Source organism: uncultured Dysgonomonas sp., from assembly GCF_900079725.1.
Taxonomy (GTDB): Bacteria; Bacteroidota; Bacteroidia; order Bacteroidales; family Dysgonomonadaceae; genus Dysgonomonas.
Genome location: NZ_LT599032.1, coordinates 2,862,290 through 2,879,654 on the forward strand (window position 1 = coordinate 2,862,290; position 17,365 = coordinate 2,879,654).

General features: G+C 34.4%; 16 protein-coding genes. 10 read left to right on the forward strand and 6 right to left on the reverse strand.

From position 1 onward, the window contains the following. The first annotated feature begins 130 nt into the window (after window positions 1-130). Both QZL88_RS11930 and QZL88_RS11935 read left to right on the forward strand, forming a co-directional pair. Entirely contained in the window at window positions 131-2,299 is a 2,169-nt protein-coding gene (locus tag QZL88_RS11930) for a bifunctional alpha,alpha-trehalose-phosphate synthase (UDP-forming)/trehalose-phosphatase (protein ID WP_291027176.1), read from the forward strand. Window positions 2,300-2,426: 127 nt separating this feature from the next. Then, complete coding sequence (locus QZL88_RS11935; protein WP_291027178.1) at window positions 2,427-3,350, forward strand: mechanosensitive ion channel domain-containing protein; 924 nt, start codon at window positions 2,427-2,429, stop codon at window positions 3,348-3,350. A gap of 533 nt (window positions 3,351-3,883) precedes the next feature. On the opposite strand, the gene QZL88_RS11940 is transcribed toward QZL88_RS11935, so the two are convergent. Next, window positions 3,884-5,095, reverse strand: a complete 1,212-nt coding sequence (locus tag QZL88_RS11940) for a DUF6051 family protein (RefSeq protein WP_291027180.1) — start codon at window positions 5,093-5,095, stop codon at window positions 3,884-3,886. A gap of 441 nt (window positions 5,096-5,536) precedes the next feature. Here QZL88_RS11940 and QZL88_RS11945 point away from each other — a divergent pair, with 441 nt between their 5' ends. The 4 genes from QZL88_RS11945 (at window position 5,537) to QZL88_RS11960 (ending at window position 8,806) form a co-directional block, all read left to right on the forward strand. After that, window positions 5,537-6,616: a nitronate monooxygenase family protein gene (locus tag QZL88_RS11945; protein WP_291027182.1), complete on the forward strand. Its 1,080-nt coding sequence runs from the start codon at window positions 5,537-5,539 to the stop codon at window positions 6,614-6,616. Between the two features lie 235 nt (window positions 6,617-6,851). Beyond that, window positions 6,852-7,967, forward strand: coding sequence for a DEAD/DEAH box helicase (locus tag QZL88_RS11950; protein WP_296941411.1), 1,116 nt, complete (start codon window positions 6,852-6,854; stop codon window positions 7,965-7,967). A gap of 24 nt (window positions 7,968-7,991) precedes the next feature. Further along, window positions 7,992-8,231 carry a hypothetical protein gene (locus QZL88_RS11955; RefSeq protein WP_051290785.1) on the forward strand — a complete coding sequence of 80 codons (240 nt, stop codon included), beginning with the start codon at window positions 7,992-7,994 and terminating at the stop codon, window positions 8,229-8,231. A gap of 134 nt (window positions 8,232-8,365) precedes the next feature. Beyond that, window positions 8,366-8,806: a cold shock domain-containing protein gene (locus tag QZL88_RS11960; protein WP_296945073.1), complete on the forward strand. Its 441-nt coding sequence runs from the start codon at window positions 8,366-8,368 to the stop codon at window positions 8,804-8,806. Window positions 8,807-8,939: 133 nt separating this feature from the next. Here the strand turns inward: QZL88_RS11960 and QZL88_RS11965 are convergent, their stop codons facing one another. Next, the gene (locus QZL88_RS11965) at window positions 8,940-9,239 is read right to left on the reverse strand and encodes an RNA-binding protein (protein ID WP_026627220.1); all 300 of its coding nucleotides are present in this window, start codon (window positions 9,237-9,239) and stop codon (window positions 8,940-8,942) included. A gap of 517 nt (window positions 9,240-9,756) precedes the next feature. Here QZL88_RS11965 and QZL88_RS11970 point away from each other — a divergent pair. From QZL88_RS11970 to QZL88_RS11985, 4 genes are all read left to right on the forward strand, one after another. Beyond that, window positions 9,757-10,791: a RelA/SpoT domain-containing protein gene (locus QZL88_RS11970; protein ID WP_296941416.1), complete on the forward strand. Its 1,035-nt coding sequence runs from the start codon at window positions 9,757-9,759 to the stop codon at window positions 10,789-10,791. A 634-nt stretch (window positions 10,792-11,425) separates the two neighbouring features. After that, window positions 11,426-11,863 (forward strand): Hsp20/alpha crystallin family protein, encoded by a 438-nt coding sequence (locus QZL88_RS11975; protein WP_026627218.1) that lies wholly within the window; start codon window positions 11,426-11,428, stop codon window positions 11,861-11,863. Window positions 11,864-12,062: 199 nt separating this feature from the next. Next, on the forward strand, window positions 12,063-12,542 hold the full coding sequence (locus tag QZL88_RS11980) for a hypothetical protein (RefSeq protein WP_296941418.1): 480 nt from the start codon (window positions 12,063-12,065) through the stop codon (window positions 12,540-12,542). A gap of 199 nt (window positions 12,543-12,741) precedes the next feature. Further along, complete coding sequence (locus QZL88_RS11985) at window positions 12,742-13,086, forward strand: Hsp20/alpha crystallin family protein (RefSeq protein ID WP_296941420.1); 345 nt, start codon at window positions 12,742-12,744, stop codon at window positions 13,084-13,086. Window positions 13,087-13,554: 468 nt separating this feature from the next. On the opposite strand, the gene QZL88_RS11990 is transcribed toward QZL88_RS11985, so the two are convergent. From QZL88_RS11990 to QZL88_RS12005, 4 genes are all read right to left on the reverse strand, one after another. After that, on the reverse strand, window positions 13,555-15,054 hold the full coding sequence (locus tag QZL88_RS11990; protein WP_296941422.1) for a hypothetical protein: 1,500 nt from the start codon (window positions 15,052-15,054) through the stop codon (window positions 13,555-13,557). Between the two features lie 357 nt (window positions 15,055-15,411). Then, the gene (locus QZL88_RS11995) at window positions 15,412-15,597 is read right to left on the reverse strand and encodes a hypothetical protein (RefSeq protein WP_296941424.1); all 186 of its coding nucleotides are present in this window, start codon (window positions 15,595-15,597) and stop codon (window positions 15,412-15,414) included. After that, window positions 15,594-16,889, reverse strand: a complete 1,296-nt coding sequence (locus tag QZL88_RS12000) for a PcfJ domain-containing protein (protein ID WP_296941425.1) — start codon at window positions 16,887-16,889, stop codon at window positions 15,594-15,596. The genes QZL88_RS11995 and QZL88_RS12000 overlap by 4 nt, the downstream gene beginning before the upstream one ends. A gap of 11 nt (window positions 16,890-16,900) precedes the next feature. Beyond that, a complete protein-coding gene (locus tag QZL88_RS12005; RefSeq protein WP_296941427.1) occupies window positions 16,901-17,314 on the reverse strand; it encodes a PcfK-like family protein in 414 nt (137 codons plus the stop codon). Window positions 17,315-17,365 lie beyond the last annotated feature (51 nt).

Sequence of the window (17,365 nt, forward strand, 5' to 3'; positions counted from 1 at the left end):
ATATTTTTTTGTGATAAAGGTAACAGCTCTCACTGTTAATTTTGAACATTTGATATCATTTTTACGTTTTAATTATACATATTGCCATGTATTAACGATCTTTAATACGTAAAAAAACTCATAATAATAAATGAAAACTGTTGTCATCTCTAATAGATTGCCTGTAAAAATAATAGAAGAAAATAATGAACTTAAACTAATAAGGAGTGAAGGAGGGCTTGCGACCGGACTTAATTCTATCGATTCGGGACAAAAAATGTGCTGGGTTGGATGGGCAGGAATGTATGTTGATGATGAAAAACAAAAACAAAAAATTAATCTTCAGATGGACGATTTGGATTTCCATCCGGTCTATCTATCCGTCAACCAAATTGAAAATTATTATGAAGGATATAGTAATAGTACAATTTGGCCGCTATGTCATTATTTCTTTTCCTATATAGAATCAAATGCAACTTATTGGGAGTCTTACAAAGAAGTGAATGCTTTATTTTGTAATGTGGCACTTGAAATAATAGAGCCGGGGGATACAGTATGGGTTCAAGACTATCAATTAATGCTCCTTCCTGCGATGCTAAGAGAGAAAATTCCAGATATAAATATAGGCTATTTTCATCACATACCCTTTCCTTCATATGAGCTATTCAGGGTTTTGCCCGAGAGAGCAGAGATATTACGAGGCCTATTAGGGGCTGACTTAATAGGGTTTCATACATATGACTATATGAGGCATTTTATCAGTACTGTATATCGTGTATTAGGCTACGAATGTATACTGGATGAAATTCAATTGGAAGAACGGATGATTGATATAGATGCTTTCCCCATGGGGATCAATTATGAATTATATAATAATGCCATACTTAACCCTGAAGTGGAATTAATAGCAAAAGAATTGAGAAATAGTATTAGTGGCAGTAAGATTATCTTGTCGGTTGACAGGTTAGACTACAGTAAAGGAATATTGATACGGTTGCAAGCGTTTGCTGAATTTCTTGAAGCCAACCCGAAATATAGGGGTACAGTTTCTTTAGTGATGGTTGTGGTACCTTCAAGAGACACTGTTGATATTTATTCTGATCTTAAAGTAAGAATTGATGAAATGGTGGGATCTATTAATGGAAAATATTCGACATTGAGTTGGAATCCGGTCTACTATTTTTATCGTTCTTTTTCTTTTGAAGAATTGACGGCATTGTACTATATGGCTGATATAGCTCTTGTAACACCTATACGAGACGGTATGAATTTGGTAGCGAAGGAATATCTTGCTACAAAGAGAAATAATACCGGAGTGCTGATTCTTAGCGAAATGGCAGGAGCCGCAATCGAACTCTCCGATGCAATCATTGTGAATCCCACAAATACAAAAGAAATAAATGATGCCATTATAAAAGCATTGGAAATGCCGGAGGAAGAACAATTCTCTACATTAAAAAAGATGCAGAAGGCAATAGCAACTCAAACAGTAGGACAATGGGCTCAAGATTTTATCTCAGAGTTGAAAAATGTTAAAGAACGGAATTACTCTATGTTCGAGAAAGTAATTAAAGACGAAAGTTTGAATAATATTAAAGACGCGTATGACAATGCACAAAAGAGGCTCATTATACTTGATTACGATGGTACATTATCTCCATTCTACAAAGATCCTGCAAATGCATACCCACGACCAGAACTATTACAACTTTTAGAAGAAATTATAAGAAACAAACGAAACAGGCTCATTATTAATAGTGGAAGGGATATGGATACATTGGATAAATGGTTTCAGGATCTATCGATTGGTCTGGCAGCCGAACATGGAGCATATTATAAAGACAAAGAAAAATGGTATAGTAATATTCCGGAAATAAAGTGGGATGATGAGATTATGCACATACTGGAACAGACAACACGTAAGACTCCAGGAGCCAAAATAGAGACGAAGAAGACGGCGATTGTATGGCACTACAGAGCCGTTGATACATGGCTTGCCGAACTGAGGGTTAATCAATTGATCAAAAGCTTGATTAATCCTTGCTCGCGATTAAATCTGCAAATAATGAGAGGGAATAAAGTAATTGAAATCAAAACATCGAATTTCAATAAGGGTTCAGAAGCAGTTCGATTATTAAAGATGGACAATTATGACTTTGTTCTGGCTATCGGGGATGATACCACTGATGAAGAAATGTTTATTGCTCTTCCAGACGATGCTATCACCATTAAAGTTGGAAAAAATGCTACTGCAGCTAAATATAATTTACCCTCTCAAACCAAGACCGTACCTTTTTTGAAAAATCTAATAAAGAATTAAAATACAAATGAATATATATCAGTTCACACGGGATATACTTCTGAGTACTGTTCTGTTCTTCGGAATATTGGGCTTGGTCTTTATTGTTTATAAGATTCTGGTGAGAACATTAAAAAGGCGTGCTAGTATGACTAAAAGTAAAATAGACGACTTTATTATTGATCTTCTGAAAGTTCCTCTGTTATGGCTTTCTTTCTGGCTTCTATTTAAGGTTTTTAGTCATAATTCTTTTCTTGCCGACAAGACATTCTTTGCCTCTCTTTCTAAAGCCAATGACATTTTGTTGATAATAACCGTTGGATGGGTGTTGATAAAAATAGTTAAAGCTGTTTTTTACTATTTACAGAATAGGCTTAATATTTCAACATCCGATAATCTTAATGCAAGGAAGAGTTTGACAAAGATGACGATTTTTGAAGGTATTATCATTGTTATTATAACTGTCGTAATTATTGCTCTCTGTTTAATGAGTTTCGATAATGTTCGCAATATTGGCATTAGTCTATTGACATCAGCAGGTATCGCCGGTATTGTTATTGGATTTGCTGCCCAAAATAGTATATCAACGATATTTTCAGGTATCCAGGTGGCTCTGACCCAACCTATCAGATTGGACGATGTTGTTATTGTAGAAGGTGAGTGGGGACGAATAGAAGAGATAACCCTAACGTATGTCGTGGTAAAGATCTGGGATGAGCGACGCCTGGTTCTTCCAGTTAAGTATTTCCTGGAGAAACCGTTTCAGAATTGGACTAGAAATACAGCCAATATATTAGGAACGATATTTTTATATATAGATTATAATTTTCCTGTAGATGCTCTAAGAAAGCATTTGGATATAATTCTACAAGGACATTCACTTTGGGATGAGCGTGTTGCTAATATTCAGGTTACGGATTCCAAAGAAAGGTACAAAGAGCTACGGGTTTTACTAAGCAGTAAAGATGCCTCTTCCAATTGGGATTTACGTGTAGATATAAGAGAAAAACTTATTGATTATATAAATAAAGAATATCCGGATTCTTTTGTTAAATACAGATTGGCTAAATGATTAGGCTACAGAGTGAAAAGCTATACGGAGATCATTTGAATGAGGAATTGGACTACTGCCTGCAAATCAGGTGTATGTCGGATACTTACGGCCTGTACCGACAGAGACTAATACAATATGGTTCTATTCCCTCAGATAAATCATAAATATACTGCAAGTCGCAAGATAAGGAAGTAGCTCTAACAAATCAAAGTAATATGAACAATGGGATTATCTCCATAAAAGTAATATCCAGAAGCTCCTGGAGGAGAATTACCGCAAAGCATGGCAGTGAGCTTCGGTCAGGGACTACGCCTCCCCCAACCCCATTATTTTTTCTTTTTTATCCGGTAACTTTTACCACACAGCAAGCAATGGTAAATAAGACAAATCTTTTCCTGCTAAGGAAAACCCGTCAGGGCTCCGTATTTGGCATTTTACCAGCTTGCTGTTCTTTTGTGGACGGATAAATAAGAAAAATCAGTATTCAATCTTTGCTTTTGATATAAAATAATATTTATTTTTTTTAATTTTATTTGTACTCTAATTACCCATTAGCATAAAAAATCACCTATTTTATCGAAGGTTATTTTAAACTGATAGTCAATCTCATCCTTATCTTTTCCATTTACAGGAAATGGATTTTCATGCGTATATCTATATGGATAATCTAAAACGTCAATCTTGATGGGGATATCTCTACATACTCCTTGTAAAGTATTTATCACTTCGTAAGGAGGCACTACTTCATCTTTTTGTAAAACAATACTATAAAACCGTTCACTCATTTTGCGGAACAGATTTTCCCGATATGCCGTAAACATTTTATAATTTAACATACACTGGAAATTTATACCTTCCGGTTCCCTGTTCATATAGTCGTAAAGTTTCCGGTCTCTTCGCATATGGCTTTTCAAGTGCTCTACAACAAATGAATATAAGCTGACATTGGCCTCACTATCCAGAATAAATTTCGAAACAGGAGATAACCTGTTAAAAACAGCACCTCCACAAAAGGTTGCATATTTGGATTTAGAGAAATAACCATTCTTATTACTCATCATTAAGATCTCCCCAAGAAAAGTTCCTATTGAATAGGAGAAAAAATCAATTGTGGCATCGCTTTCTATAGCCGGATGATTCCCCAATTTAATATCTTCGACGAAGTCTATAATATCATAGTAAGATTGCAACCCGGACCAGATAAAACGTTGGGGTTTATTGTGAAGACGGGTACTGATCGCAACATTTGATAAACTAGAACAGATAATATCAGGATGTCGCAACTTTCGTTGTTGGCTGACCTCATACATCTTATGAGAATCACTCCACAGGGATGGAGCCCTATTCATATGGAAAGCTATGGGGAACATGACGATAGCCTTTCCTGTCTTATCAGCTAGCTGTTTAGCCCAGGGAAGATATTTAGCCCAATATTTTTCATTAAATCCATGAAACATTAGAATAATACCCTTTGACTTGAGGATGGTTGATGACATAATAACATGGTAACGGAATTTTATGTTTTCCTGTATTTGCGCATCTTTCTTATTTAACATTTTCTGGATAATATCCGGCTCATAGTCCGTAGGCATTGCCGGTTTATATTCATAGTCATCAGTATTTCCTAGCCCCCCGGGCAATAACTCTTTTTGTTTAGATATAAATGTGAAATTTCTCATGACAAGATTTTTGTCAATTGCAATCTTGTCTTCTGTATAATTCTCTATAGACTTCAAATAATTATATAAATCTAAATATTGCATAACTTATGCTATTTATATTAAGATTACTCTTTTATCGAATTCTTTCGTTTTGAATTTTATCCATGCAAAATAATTATAAAAGTCTGAAAATTGCAAGAGAAATAAAACATCATATAAAGGCACTTTTCTTCCCTATGCTACCCGGGAAAAAAGACTCATAGGGCATAAGATTATAGTCTTAGCCAATTATTCTCTTATCAAAAGGAGAAGGTAGATCCTATAATTTATAAAATCAGCAATATATCGATTTTTTTTCGTATCTTAGCACTTTAAGCAATCGAGTTTATATTGTATCTTTCTTCTCAGTGTTTTGCTCCGCCTCCTATTTAGCGGATCTTCCCATCGTCAAAATCGACATCAAAATCAGCTTTTTTGTTAATATTATTAACCGGTTACGAGAATGTGTAAAGCTATTTGTCGTAACACATTTTTGTAAATTAGATGAAATCATTTTTTATTGGAAATCTGGAAGTAAAACTTCCTGTTATTCAAGGTGGAATGGGTGTCGGTGTATCCCTGTCCGGATTAGCATCGGCTGTTGCCAACGAAGGAGGTATCGGCGTAATATCCTGTGCCGGGTTAGGCTTAATTTATCACAAATCGCCCGGAGACTATCTAAGCAAATGTATTTCCGGACTAAAAGAAGAAATTCAAAAAGCAAGAGAGAAAAGTAAAGGCATAATCGGTGTAAATATTATGGTTGCCCTTACCAACTATGCAGACATGGTAAAAACATCGATTGCTGAAAAAGTGGATGTTATATTTGCCGGTGCAGGTCTTCCCTTCGATTTACCCTCCTTCCTGACCGATGATAGTAAAACAAAACTCGTACCGATTGTTTCTTCTTCAAGAGCAGCCAAAATAATATGTGACAAATGGAAAAACAACTATGGTTATTTACCCGACGCCATTGTTGTTGAAGGCCCTAAAGCCGGAGGCCATCTAGGCTTCAAGGTGAATCAGCTTGATGATGAACAATATTCTTTGGAACATCTTATCCCCGAAGTGGTAAGCATCACTGATATGTATAAAGACGAAAAAAATATACCGGTAATTGCTGCAGGGGGAATCTCCTCGGGAAAAGACATACTTCGCTTTATCGAAATGGGTGCTTCAGGTGTTCAAATGGGAACTATATTTGTTACCACCAATGAATGTGATGCTTCCGAGACATTTAAAAATGTCTTCGTAAAGGCAACACAAGAAGATATAAAGATCATACAAAGTCCTGTAGGGATGCCTGGTAGAGCCATTAATGGCGAGTTTATTCAGAGTGTGGAAAATGGCAATGAGACACCCAAAAGTTGCCCCTTCCATTGCATAAAGACATGTGACTATACCAAAAGTCCCTATTGTATTGTTCAATGCCTTTATCAGGCAGCAAGAGGTAATATGAAAAAAGGTTACGCTTTCACTGGCATTAATGTACACCTGTCTCAGAAAATATCAAGTGTAAAAGAAGTTATATCTAATCTCAAAGCTGAATTCTTGAATGCAGCATTAGAAAAGGCAAGGGTATAAGCAAGCAAAGGTTGGTAGCATATTCTTTCCATTATACCATCTTTATTATACTGTCCCTATAAAGGATATACCTTCTTTTGAACTTTTTAAAAAGACAGGGCAGGTAGTAATTTAAGCCATCAGTTGTTTGGTATCAACTGATATTATATAATTAATTAAAACTGTTTCATTGATCGTGAAACAGTAAAAATCAAAAAGTTACTGTTATTCAAATGTAACAGTTCAAAATTTAAACATGACATTTAAAGAATTAAATATTATTGAGCCCGTTTTGAAGGCTCTGAATGAAAAAGGATATACACATCCGACGCCGATACAACAGCAGGCTATAGCTCCTGCACTGGATAATCGCGATATACTCGGCTTGGCACAAACCGGTACAGGTAAAACTGCTGCATTTTCATTACCGATCATACAGCAATTACATTCAAACAAAGTACATAGTAAAAAAAGGGATATCAGAGCATTGATATTAACTCCTACCCGGGAGCTGGCAATTCAAATTAATGAAAACCTGAGAGACTATACTCTTTATACAGGTATACGCCACTGTGTGATATATGGAGGAGTGAAACAACATGCTCAGGTAAATGAACTAAAAGCAGGAGTAGATATATTAGTCGCTACTCCGGGGCGTCTGCTGGATTTAATGAATCAGAATATTATCAGCTTAAACTCTATTCGTCATTTTGTGCTGGATGAAGCTGACCGTATGCTGGATTTGGGATTTGTTCACGACATCAAGCGTTTGCTGCCTAAGCTACCCAAAGAAAAGCAAACACTTTTCTTTTCAGCCACTATGCCTTCCTCTATAGCTGCTCTTTCACGCTCTATCTTACATCATCCGGTAAAGGTGGAGGTTGCTCCGGCTTCGTCGGTTGTTGATACGATAGACCAATATATTTATTTTGTGGAAAAACAAGAGAAAAAAGACCTGCTTATAACCTTATTGAGAAAAGACAAAAAGAAGTCTGCCCTTATATTTTCCCGCACCAAGCACGGGGCTGACAAGATAGTTCGGATACTTAGTCAATCGGGAATAGGCAGTGCAGCTATTCATGGAAATAAGTCTCAGAACGCAAGACAACGAGCCTTATCCGATTTCAAATCTCATAAAATACAAACCCTGATAGCAACAGATATAGCAGCCAGGGGAATTGATATCGATCATCTGGAGTTGGTGATAAACTATGATCTGCCGGATGTAGCCGAAACTTATGTACACCGTATAGGACGTACAGGAAGGGCTGGCAACACGGGTACTGCCCTGACATTCTGTGCCCAGGATGAGCAGGTTATGCTTCGGGATATTCAGAAGCTAACGGGTAAAAAGCTTGTTGTATCAAGCTAATATTAAACATTAAAAAAAACGAATATGGGAGCAAAACAAAAATCTTCAACAAATAAGAAGGAAGGGGAAATAACCCGTTCGGAAAGAACATCGGTAAACCAGCAAGCTGAATTGATACTAAAGAACATCAAGGAGAAAGCCGGGGCTGTTGTTCGTGTGGCAATTACCAGTAGAACAACAATCGAACTTCCGGCATATCTCTCGCAAGCAGAGGTGGATGCACGCGTGGAAAACTATCTTAGATTACATGCTTCTAAGATATAAGTCCGTTCAGAATATTTTCCTAGCGAATAAGATCAAACCAGAAAAACGATGAATTCGCAATCGGTCTGCTCTTTCGAATCTTAAAACAAGAGCGAAATAAACATACCCTTTAATCCAAAATAAAGATTTTAAGAATAAATATGGCGAGTACATTTAATAAAAAAGAGATAGAAAAAAAGAAACAACAAAAAAGAAGAGAGAAAGAACAAAAAAGGGAAGAAAGAAAAAATAATCCTGCCGATTCTTTTGAGGATATGATTGCTTATGTGGATGAAAACGGAGTTATAACCAATACTCCTCCTGATCCTACTAATAAACGAAAAATCAAGATCGAAAGTATCGCTGTTTCTACACCGAAAAAAGAAGATATGGAAGATCCCATATTGAATGGCCGTGTAGAACATTTTAATCCCGACAAAGGGTATGGTTTTATTAAACATACAGGAAGTACGGATAAATATTTTTTCCATGTCAGTAGTGCTCCAGCCTCCATAAAAGAAGGAAATCCGGTATCATTCGAGTTGGAACGTGGCAAGAAAGGGATGAATGCTATTAATATTAGGCTTGTCAATTAGCTGTCAACTTATATAAAAAGTGGATGCAGAACTAAATACAGACTTTTCTTCAAAGAAAAATCTATCTGAATACAAAAAATAAGGTAGCCCCACCGGAGCTACCTTATTGTATATCGAATCTGTCAAAAACGTATCAATATCTGTTGTTATAACCACCCCTATTATTTGCGTAAGAGTTGTTACTTTTTTCCTGACGGGGTCTTGCTTCAGAAACAGAAATAGTTCTTCCGTCATATTCAGCTCCGTTCAATTCTGAGATTGCTTTATTAGCTTCTTCGCTGTTATCCATTTCAACAAATCCGTAACCTTTAGATCTGCTGGTATTACGGTCCATAATAACTTTAGCTGAATTGATCGCTCCATACTCCTCAAAAAGAGTGTTTAAATCGGTATCGTTAACATCGTAACTCAAACCTGCAATAAAAATGTTCATTGTAAAAAAATTATAAAATAAATAATCAGATGAGAATTACGGCAAATAAGCACTTTAAACTAAAAACTCGTGGAATTGAAGGATAAATATGAAATCTGGAATAAAAACTCAAATATTTAAAGCAAAGATACGGTTAAATATATAGATACCACTATGTTTATGCTTTAAAATATTGAGATAGTGTTAATTGTTGTCTTTTTCATATGCATAATACGTAATTTTAACTAACAATCGAAACCTAATTTTATATTCAGAGTAATTTTTTACTATTTATATCTAAATTGGACTTTTGATAAAAGACAGATTATTTTATTTTTGCTTTATATAGACCTTTCTCTATTCGGGAAGTAAGCCTTTACAGATCCAAACTCCGGTATGGGTATCCAACGGTATTTATAAATGCAATAAATACTTATTTTATCGGAAAGGATGAGTGGTAAAAAATATTTGTATTTTTAAGATGAAATTAGTCATTGCCTATAAATAGCGGGCATGACATAAATACTCGATCAAAGATATGAATGACAAGCTAATCGATGAAACTGTTAAGAGGTATATCAGAGAATACGACCGTTATAAAAAACTGGCTGATATAGTTTTTAGTATGTGTCAAAACATAGTCCAGAAAAACCTGACTATACGGGCTACCGTCCAACATCGGGCAAAGAGTCCGGCAAGCCTGGCCGAAAAATTAAGAAAAACCAATAAATATAAATCGGTAGATAGTGTATTTGAGGGTATAAGTGATCTGGCGGGCGTACGTATTATCACTTATCAGGAAGTAGATCGGGCTAAGGTAGTAAATGAAATCAAACAGATATTTGTCGGCAAGTTTGAAAAGCCTATCAGAATAGAGGTTAAAGATAAAAACGGGGATAACGGCAAATACTATAAAGCTACACATTGCCAGGTAGCTTTACCTTCAGAATATTTAATTGAAAATTTCAACTTAAAAAACACAACTTGTGAAATACAGGTCTGCAGCCTTTTATCTCATGTATATAATGAGATAGAGCATGATTTGCAATATAAGCCACGTACGGGAAATTTATCTAATGAGGAGAAACTACTGATCGATCAATTGGCTTTAATTACCGAATCGGGAGACACTGTTATTCGAAAACTTTTAGAGGCTACAAATGACAGGCTGAAAAAGCATAAAGGAGAGTTTGTAGATGTGCATGATTTTGCTGTCCGGATGGGAGAATTGTTAAAAGTCGGGGAATCTTTCTCGAATAATGCAGGGTTATTATATGATCAATTCGTCAGTATGAGACTAAATTCACCTGAAACAATTATGTCTACTCTACTAAATCATGGGGAGGATCTTGTTGATGCAGCTATCCAGCAATATGAGATATTCTCCCAATATATTGCTACCAGAAAAATCAATATTACAATAGATAAAAATTCGTCTGACTTATTGTTGCTATTATTGTTGAGAAAGAAAGTTGCTGTAATATTAAAGGATAATACATTTATTTCTGAAAATAACAGGACATTGCGTTTAAGACAAATTGCACAGCTTTATCAGGATATGCTGTTGACGTAAAAGGTAATAAGATATTTTACGAGCTAGCACATATGAAATAACAGCTTAAAGGAATATACAAAACGGACATAATCAGCTTATTTATATTGTCTAGGTATTCAATATATTTGAACCGAATATTACCCGAATCTTACAATTAGGAAGTAAAGAAAGTCTCTATTAATCGCTTTTCTTTAATTTTGTTTTAATCCATAGAAATATTATCTATTGGCAAAAAGGAGTGTTTGTTTTTATCTTTTATTTCGGTCATAGATGTACATAAATTACTGTAAACTGATGATTTTTGTAGGTTTTTCTGCTCGATGTTTTTATGATTATCTGTTTGTTACAAACACTTGATTAAGCTTCCTGCATCTCAAATTATTATCTTGAGCCGTTTTTTTTGTAAAGTTTTTGAGATCATAAATAACCTGATTCCATATGGGTGTATAGCCAGCCAAGCTGTCATTATGTCATTTTTTATATTTGATATATACATGAAATAATGTTCTTAAATAAGATATTGGATAAATTTATTTATACATGGTTAATTATTGTTAATCAAATAGATGGCCCCACTTATTTTGGCATTGGATTTGATTTATCAATTATGTAGTATTACTTATGTCAAACTAAAATAATGGAGGATTAAGTTATGTCATTAGTTAGATTTAGAGACAATTTCCCAACATTATTCGATCGCTTCTTTGAAAATGATTGGTTTGATTTGGGAAACCGTAGTTATTCTACGACAAACACAACATTGCCATCTGTAAATATCAAGGAAGGTAACGAAAATTTTGAGGTAGAAGTTGCCGCCCCTGGCTTTTGCCGGGAAGATTTCAAAGTTGAACTCAGCCATGATCTTCTTACTGTTTCATCAGATAAAAAAGTAATGAATGAAACTAAAGATGATCAGCAATTTACCCGCAGAGAGTTCAGTTATCAGTCATTTAGCCGCTCCTTTACACTACCCAATATTGCCGATAGTGAAAAGATTGAAGCTAAATATGAAAACGGAATTTTAAAAATAGTTATACCGAAGAAAGATGGTGCTAAGTCCAATCCTGTTCGTCAGATTTTAATTGAATAGGTCCTTTCAATGCCGGGCATGGATTAGAGTCCCAGTCCGGCATTCTTGAACCAAATAAACCTGTGAAATATAATTTTTTTAAGTGAGATATCAATAATTGAACTAAATCACTAGCTTCTTTGAAGAAGCTAGTTTACTGAATAGTTATCGCTTAATTAACAGTTTAGAATATTGTATAACGATAAAAATTAATAGGGTTATGAAACAATTATTAATATTCGTTATTGCTTTGTCAATATTGCTAACCGGGTGTGACAAAAACAAGAATGCAGCTACTCATGAAGATAATATTCCTGATACTTCTTCTATCGTAAAAGTAAATAAAGAATATGATGAGGATGGGAACATTGTGAGCTACGACTCAACCTATTCTTTTTATTTTTCGAATATCAAAGGAAATACATTAATAGGTGATAGTATCTTCAATTTGTTCCAGGATCGATTGTATCAAAAATATCCTTTTTTTCGGCAACAATATTTCTTTAATGATTTGTTTTTTCAGGATTCACTTTTGAAGTATGATTTTTATAAAAAAGATTTTTTCTCTAACCGGTTTAGAAATAATCGAAGGAAAATCGACAGCCTATTTTTACAAATGGATATTTTAAAAAATAATTTTTTCCAACATCAATTCAAAGGAGGTAATTATTCTTCTGTAGTTCCACCAACCAAGTATTAAATTGAAAACATAAAAAATAGAAATATTATATTAAAAGCTCTAATTAAGGATATCTGAAAACAACATTATCTTACGCAATAATTATTCTTTCAATAACACAACAGACTGGTCTAATTGTGGTGGACTGTTGTTTATATCTATATTTTTACTTTGAATATTAAACTAATTGTTATGTATAAGTTAAAAGATAATTTTAATTATGGAAGATTCTATTTTACAGTTTAATAATAATTCAAATTTTAGTTCAAATTTATATTCTGAGAATAAAGAACAATATGAGAATCTTTATAAAGAATGTTATCCGGTGGTCAGCTATACAAATCGGTCTCATGACTTTATTGTTGATCTTTTTGCCGCAGGGTTTAAAGACAATGAATTAAATGTCTTTGTTGATAATGGCATACTAAATGTGGAAGGACGACAATTATATTCAGGATCCCATTTTCTGCGAAGCATAAAGGTTCCCAACTATGTAGATTTACACCATTATTATTATCAAATAAAAAATGGGCATGTAAAAGTTATTTTCCCTATTGAAAAATAAAAGCCTTCAATTTTAAGGCTTTTATTTTATCTATACCATTTTGTATATTGATTACTAATTAGTAAACAAATAAGGGATAAAGGAATAATTCTTTCAATTATTTGTGAAATAGATTAGTCAATAGATAATGAGGACATAAATTCTAACTAAGCATTCCAAAATATTTATTGTTGCATTATTGTGTAGATTGTTAACATTTTGATAGATCAACTCTTAGAAAGTATTTCAAACAATGATTTAAAGAGAACATCAAAATTGATTTGCAGATAAAAATGAGAGTCTTGCTCTAGAAGATGGAAGTTTACATTTGTGTCAGATTTTAGTAAAGATAATTTCATGAATTATCTAAATAAGTAAGAAGTAAATATTTCTAAAAAAATATACTGAATGCATCTGGATTAAGGTTGGAGTTGTTACTAGTATTATTACAGATATAGCTACGATAGCGACAATGGCGGAATTTTTTTGCTACAAATGTTTTGCTCTTAAGGGCTCTTGCTCTTGGATTTTATCATAATATTTTTTTCTAACATTCATCGGAAAATCATTTTGATAAAAATACCGTCGAAAATCAGGTGTATCATTCCTTTCAATTACTTCCATAATATTCTTCAAAGCTAACTTTTGAGTATCACTCACATCGTCAGGGAACCCTCCAATTTCATAATAAGTACTTAAAAAATCCCATTCTTCCTTTGTAACCTTAGTGTTAAATAAATAATACTCATTTGCAATGATCTTTCCTTTCTCATTATAAACACATAGGGCTTGAGAACTTGTTGAGTGTAATACTCCTTTAACATATTCTAATCGCTTAGATTTAAACTGGATTTTTTGTTTTGGCTTTTGTTCAAAGACATAACGCAAAAAACCTTCTCTCTCTTTTTTTATTAAGTTGATTTCCGAATATAAAAACTCATAACGATCATCTTTACTCATACTGTTTACGACATACTGGATCTCAACCACTGGATCAAAATAGGCAGAAGGAAATAAATTATATACATGATATTTACGAGAAATATTGCCATCCTTACTTTCATAAAATTGATATTTTACATACGTTTCATAGTCTAAAAAACTGCGTAAAGCTCTTGTAACTAAGTTGTTCTGCAAACATTTCCGATACCAAGAGAAACGGTTACTATTTTTGACCTCTTCTCTATTTTCCTTTATCTTTCTTTTAACTTCAGCAGCTCTTTCTGCATCAGCTTTTTCCTTCTCGTGTGCTTTTAGTACTTTTTCAAAATCAAGCTGCTCTTTTTCTTTAGTCAATTCATTCTGAATATCATCTTCAAGGCATAAGAGATTTTTTATAAACTTTTCTTTACTATATTTTAGAACTTTACATTTGAGATGCGGAGTTAATCTGATAATTTGATCTGAAAAATCAAGAAACAGATTTCCTTTGTATTTTGAATTAAGCCACTTCCTTACTTTTTTAAGAAAAGATATAATAAACTCATTGCTTTTATATGATGCCATATAAAATTCAAGATTCTTATTAGAAAGATCAGTAAACTTAGAAAAGGTAGCGATAGAAGAAAAATCTGTAAAATCCAATATTAAGTATGGTGTATAGCCTAGTGCTTCATGAGCTATAAACCTAGAGTCAATTTCATTTAGAGAAACCTCCAATGAATGCTGAAACTCTATAGCTGTAGTGTTTACAAGGCTATCAATTCGGTGCATTTCTCCTTCATGTTCTACCACAACCTCATACGTCCGGATATTTCCAGCTTCTAATCCATAATTATATTCAATACATTTATATTGCCAATCTGAGTGCCATGCACACATCGGATTATCCGTTTTTACTCCTTGAAACGCTGTTTTTCTTCGAATATATGATTTTCTATTCTCTGAACAGATAACTGATATAAAAATATCATCATAAAAACGATACCATATTCGATATTTTGGTATTGCTTCAGAAATAGATTGTATATCAATAATTGTTCTTGGCATGACTCATTACAAATAAAACATCAATTAAAGGTAAAACATTCAGAGTAAAGTTACAATCTTTACCATTATTACTACTTCATTTATTTACATAATATATTGGACTCTGTCGGCTTTTTGCTTCTTTTTCTCCGCATAAAGTCCTGCTAACGGCTCATGGAAAAAGAAGCGGCGGAAATTTCTCTCCGCCGTCAAGTTTTTGATTTATGTTTTAATTCTTCCAGTTGTCGAAGCATAAATGTGTAGTTTTCTCCAACTGTATGCCCCGAATCCATTCTAAATGGACTACTTCGGCACAATCTGCATTCCTTGATAGCCTTATTCAAGTGAGTTACTTCGATTGTCTTTCCTGTAATATCTTTAATTTTCATTGTTTTTTACCTCTGATTTAAATACATACCAACTATCACTATAATTCTTCCCAATGAGATTGAAAGCTCCTGCCAGATTGCTACTTTTGGCAAATTCCTTGGCTTCCAAAATCGATTTGAACTCTCCTAATTTTCGGAAGCCAACAAACAAGGTGTAAATATTTTCTTTCATCATGCTGCTAATCGATTTTCTATCAATGATATATTTTGCTCTACAAGTTGAATTATCTTGTTGTGGTGTTTGGTATTCTTATTACATACTCCACGGCTTTGGATAACTTTTAGTTGAGATATTGAGACTTCAATGGTTTCGATGCGTTTGCCGTCAATACAAGCTGAAAGTATCAGCGAATCGGCTTTTGAATGATAGCCTGCTACACAATGGTGCATAGCCTGTCCTTCCGCTATAATTTCTGCAACGCTCTCCAATACACGAATACTGATAGTGCCATCCGAAAATACAAGTCCAAAGAATTTTGCTTTGGTTTCTCTGTATTCGGCTTCTTTTGCAAGCTGTTTTTCTATTTCGACTCGTGCATCGGCTTTGGCTCTCTTGATTACATATCGGTCATGTTCTACTTTGAGATTGGTCGGACAAACATATTTCGCATTGTGCAGGTCTTTACCAAAGAGTCGGAGCATATCTATATAGTCGCACCAAAGAACCGCATTTGTAATTTTATATTTGTTTCGGATAGCTATTTTGATAGACTGCCAGTAATTGTCGATGTTCCTCCAACCCATATTCATAATGCGTTCCAATAGCTTGGTATATCCTGCTTTGATGAGTGTTTCGGCTCTGCTATCACTCAATAGGGTGCGGAATAGGTCTAATTGTTTTTGTCCGTACAATGCTTTCTTATATCCTGCTCTTTTTAGTTCGGGTATAAGCTTTTGACGTGGGTAGACTTCGCCTAGATTGCCTATTTTATCATAGATATTTATACAAAATTTATTGTTGCTATTCTCGTTTCTCAACTCTATCGGAGTATGAAATATCCATGAATCAATACAATACGTTCCCATCGTTTGTCGCAGTCGGGCAAAAGTATAGTATTTGCCATCGGGAGCAATCCAACGTTGCATAACCTCCGAATAACTGAGTTTTGTGGGTTCTCCTATCTTGGATTTGTAGCTGAACATGATGGTGCGTATCACTTGATAGCCTTTATGTGCCGTGATGATATTCAGATAATAGCTATCATCAAACGTGCGTTTCTTGGTCGTTTTAACTATCAATTTTGATTGACAATTCGGACACTCGCAACCCAATAAGCTTATTGATAATTCCCCCATCCCTTCAAACGACTGTCCACACTTGGTACAAGTAATCATCCCTTTGTCAGTTCTTCGTCCAACATATTGGATAGTGTGGTCGTATCCCCATTGGATTTGCTTCTTTGTGATTTTGGGCAATGTTTTACTTGCTTCCTCTACTTGTTTTTGGAGTTTATTCTTTGGTTTCATAGGTCGATAATTTAAAAATCAAACAAACTTGGTTGAATGGTTAATGCTACTTTTTTGGCTTTCTTAGTTGGCTGTGTCATCTTTCGGTAGGCTTCGTCTTGTGCCTTTTGGATGGCATTTTGTCGTGCTTGCTCTTTTTCTTCGGCTGTCAATACTACCATATGATTGACTGCTACTTGTGCATTGTGCATCGGTTTACCGATTTCGATATTGTCTTCATCATAGAAATGTACCGCCATGCCAAATATCTCATCATCGTGAAAACCATTGCAACCGCTTTTCTGTACTTGGTTCAGAATGTAGGTTATGCAATCCTCTAACTTCTTTTCGGGTAAGGAATAGCGGAACGAAAAAAGTAAATCTATTTCGGCACGTTTGTCTAAATATGCCTTTATCGTATTTTGAAAATGATTTGTTGATTTCATGTCTTTGGGTGTTGTGGGGCAGTGTTACTGCCCCTTGTGAATACGGCTTAT

Coding starts and splice junctions, on each gene's coding strand:
- QZL88_RS11930 (WP_291027176.1), top strand. CDS start 131: ATGAAAACTGTTGTCATCTCTAATAGATTGCCTGTAAAAATAATAGAA.
- QZL88_RS11935 (WP_291027178.1), top strand. CDS start 2,427: ATGACTAAAAGTAAAATAGACGACTTTATTATTGATCTTCTGAAAGTT.
- QZL88_RS11940 (WP_291027180.1), bottom strand. CDS start 5,095: ATGCAATATTTAGATTTATATAATTATTTGAAGTCTATAGAGAATTAT.
- QZL88_RS11945 (WP_291027182.1), top strand. CDS start 5,537: ATGAAATCATTTTTTATTGGAAATCTGGAAGTAAAACTTCCTGTTATT.
- QZL88_RS11950 (WP_296941411.1), top strand. CDS start 6,852: ATGACATTTAAAGAATTAAATATTATTGAGCCCGTTTTGAAGGCTCTG.
- QZL88_RS11955 (WP_051290785.1), top strand. CDS start 7,992: ATGGGAGCAAAACAAAAATCTTCAACAAATAAGAAGGAAGGGGAAATA.
- QZL88_RS11965 (WP_026627220.1), bottom strand. CDS start 9,239: ATGAACATTTTTATTGCAGGTTTGAGTTACGATGTTAACGATACCGAT.
- QZL88_RS11970 (WP_296941416.1), top strand. CDS start 9,757: ATGAATGACAAGCTAATCGATGAAACTGTTAAGAGGTATATCAGAGAA.
- QZL88_RS11975 (WP_026627218.1), top strand. CDS start 11,426: ATGTCATTAGTTAGATTTAGAGACAATTTCCCAACATTATTCGATCGC.
- QZL88_RS11980 (WP_296941418.1), top strand. CDS start 12,063: ATGAAACAATTATTAATATTCGTTATTGCTTTGTCAATATTGCTAACC.
- QZL88_RS11985 (WP_296941420.1), top strand. CDS start 12,742: ATGGAAGATTCTATTTTACAGTTTAATAATAATTCAAATTTTAGTTCA.
- QZL88_RS11990 (WP_296941422.1), bottom strand. CDS start 15,054: ATGCCAAGAACAATTATTGATATACAATCTATTTCTGAAGCAATACCA.
- QZL88_RS11995 (WP_296941424.1), bottom strand. CDS start 15,597: ATGATGAAAGAAAATATTTACACCTTGTTTGTTGGCTTCCGAAAATTA.
- QZL88_RS12000 (WP_296941425.1), bottom strand. CDS start 16,889: ATGAAACCAAAGAATAAACTCCAAAAACAAGTAGAGGAAGCAAGTAAA.
- QZL88_RS12005 (WP_296941427.1), bottom strand. CDS start 17,314: ATGAAATCAACAAATCATTTTCAAAATACGATAAAGGCATATTTAGAC.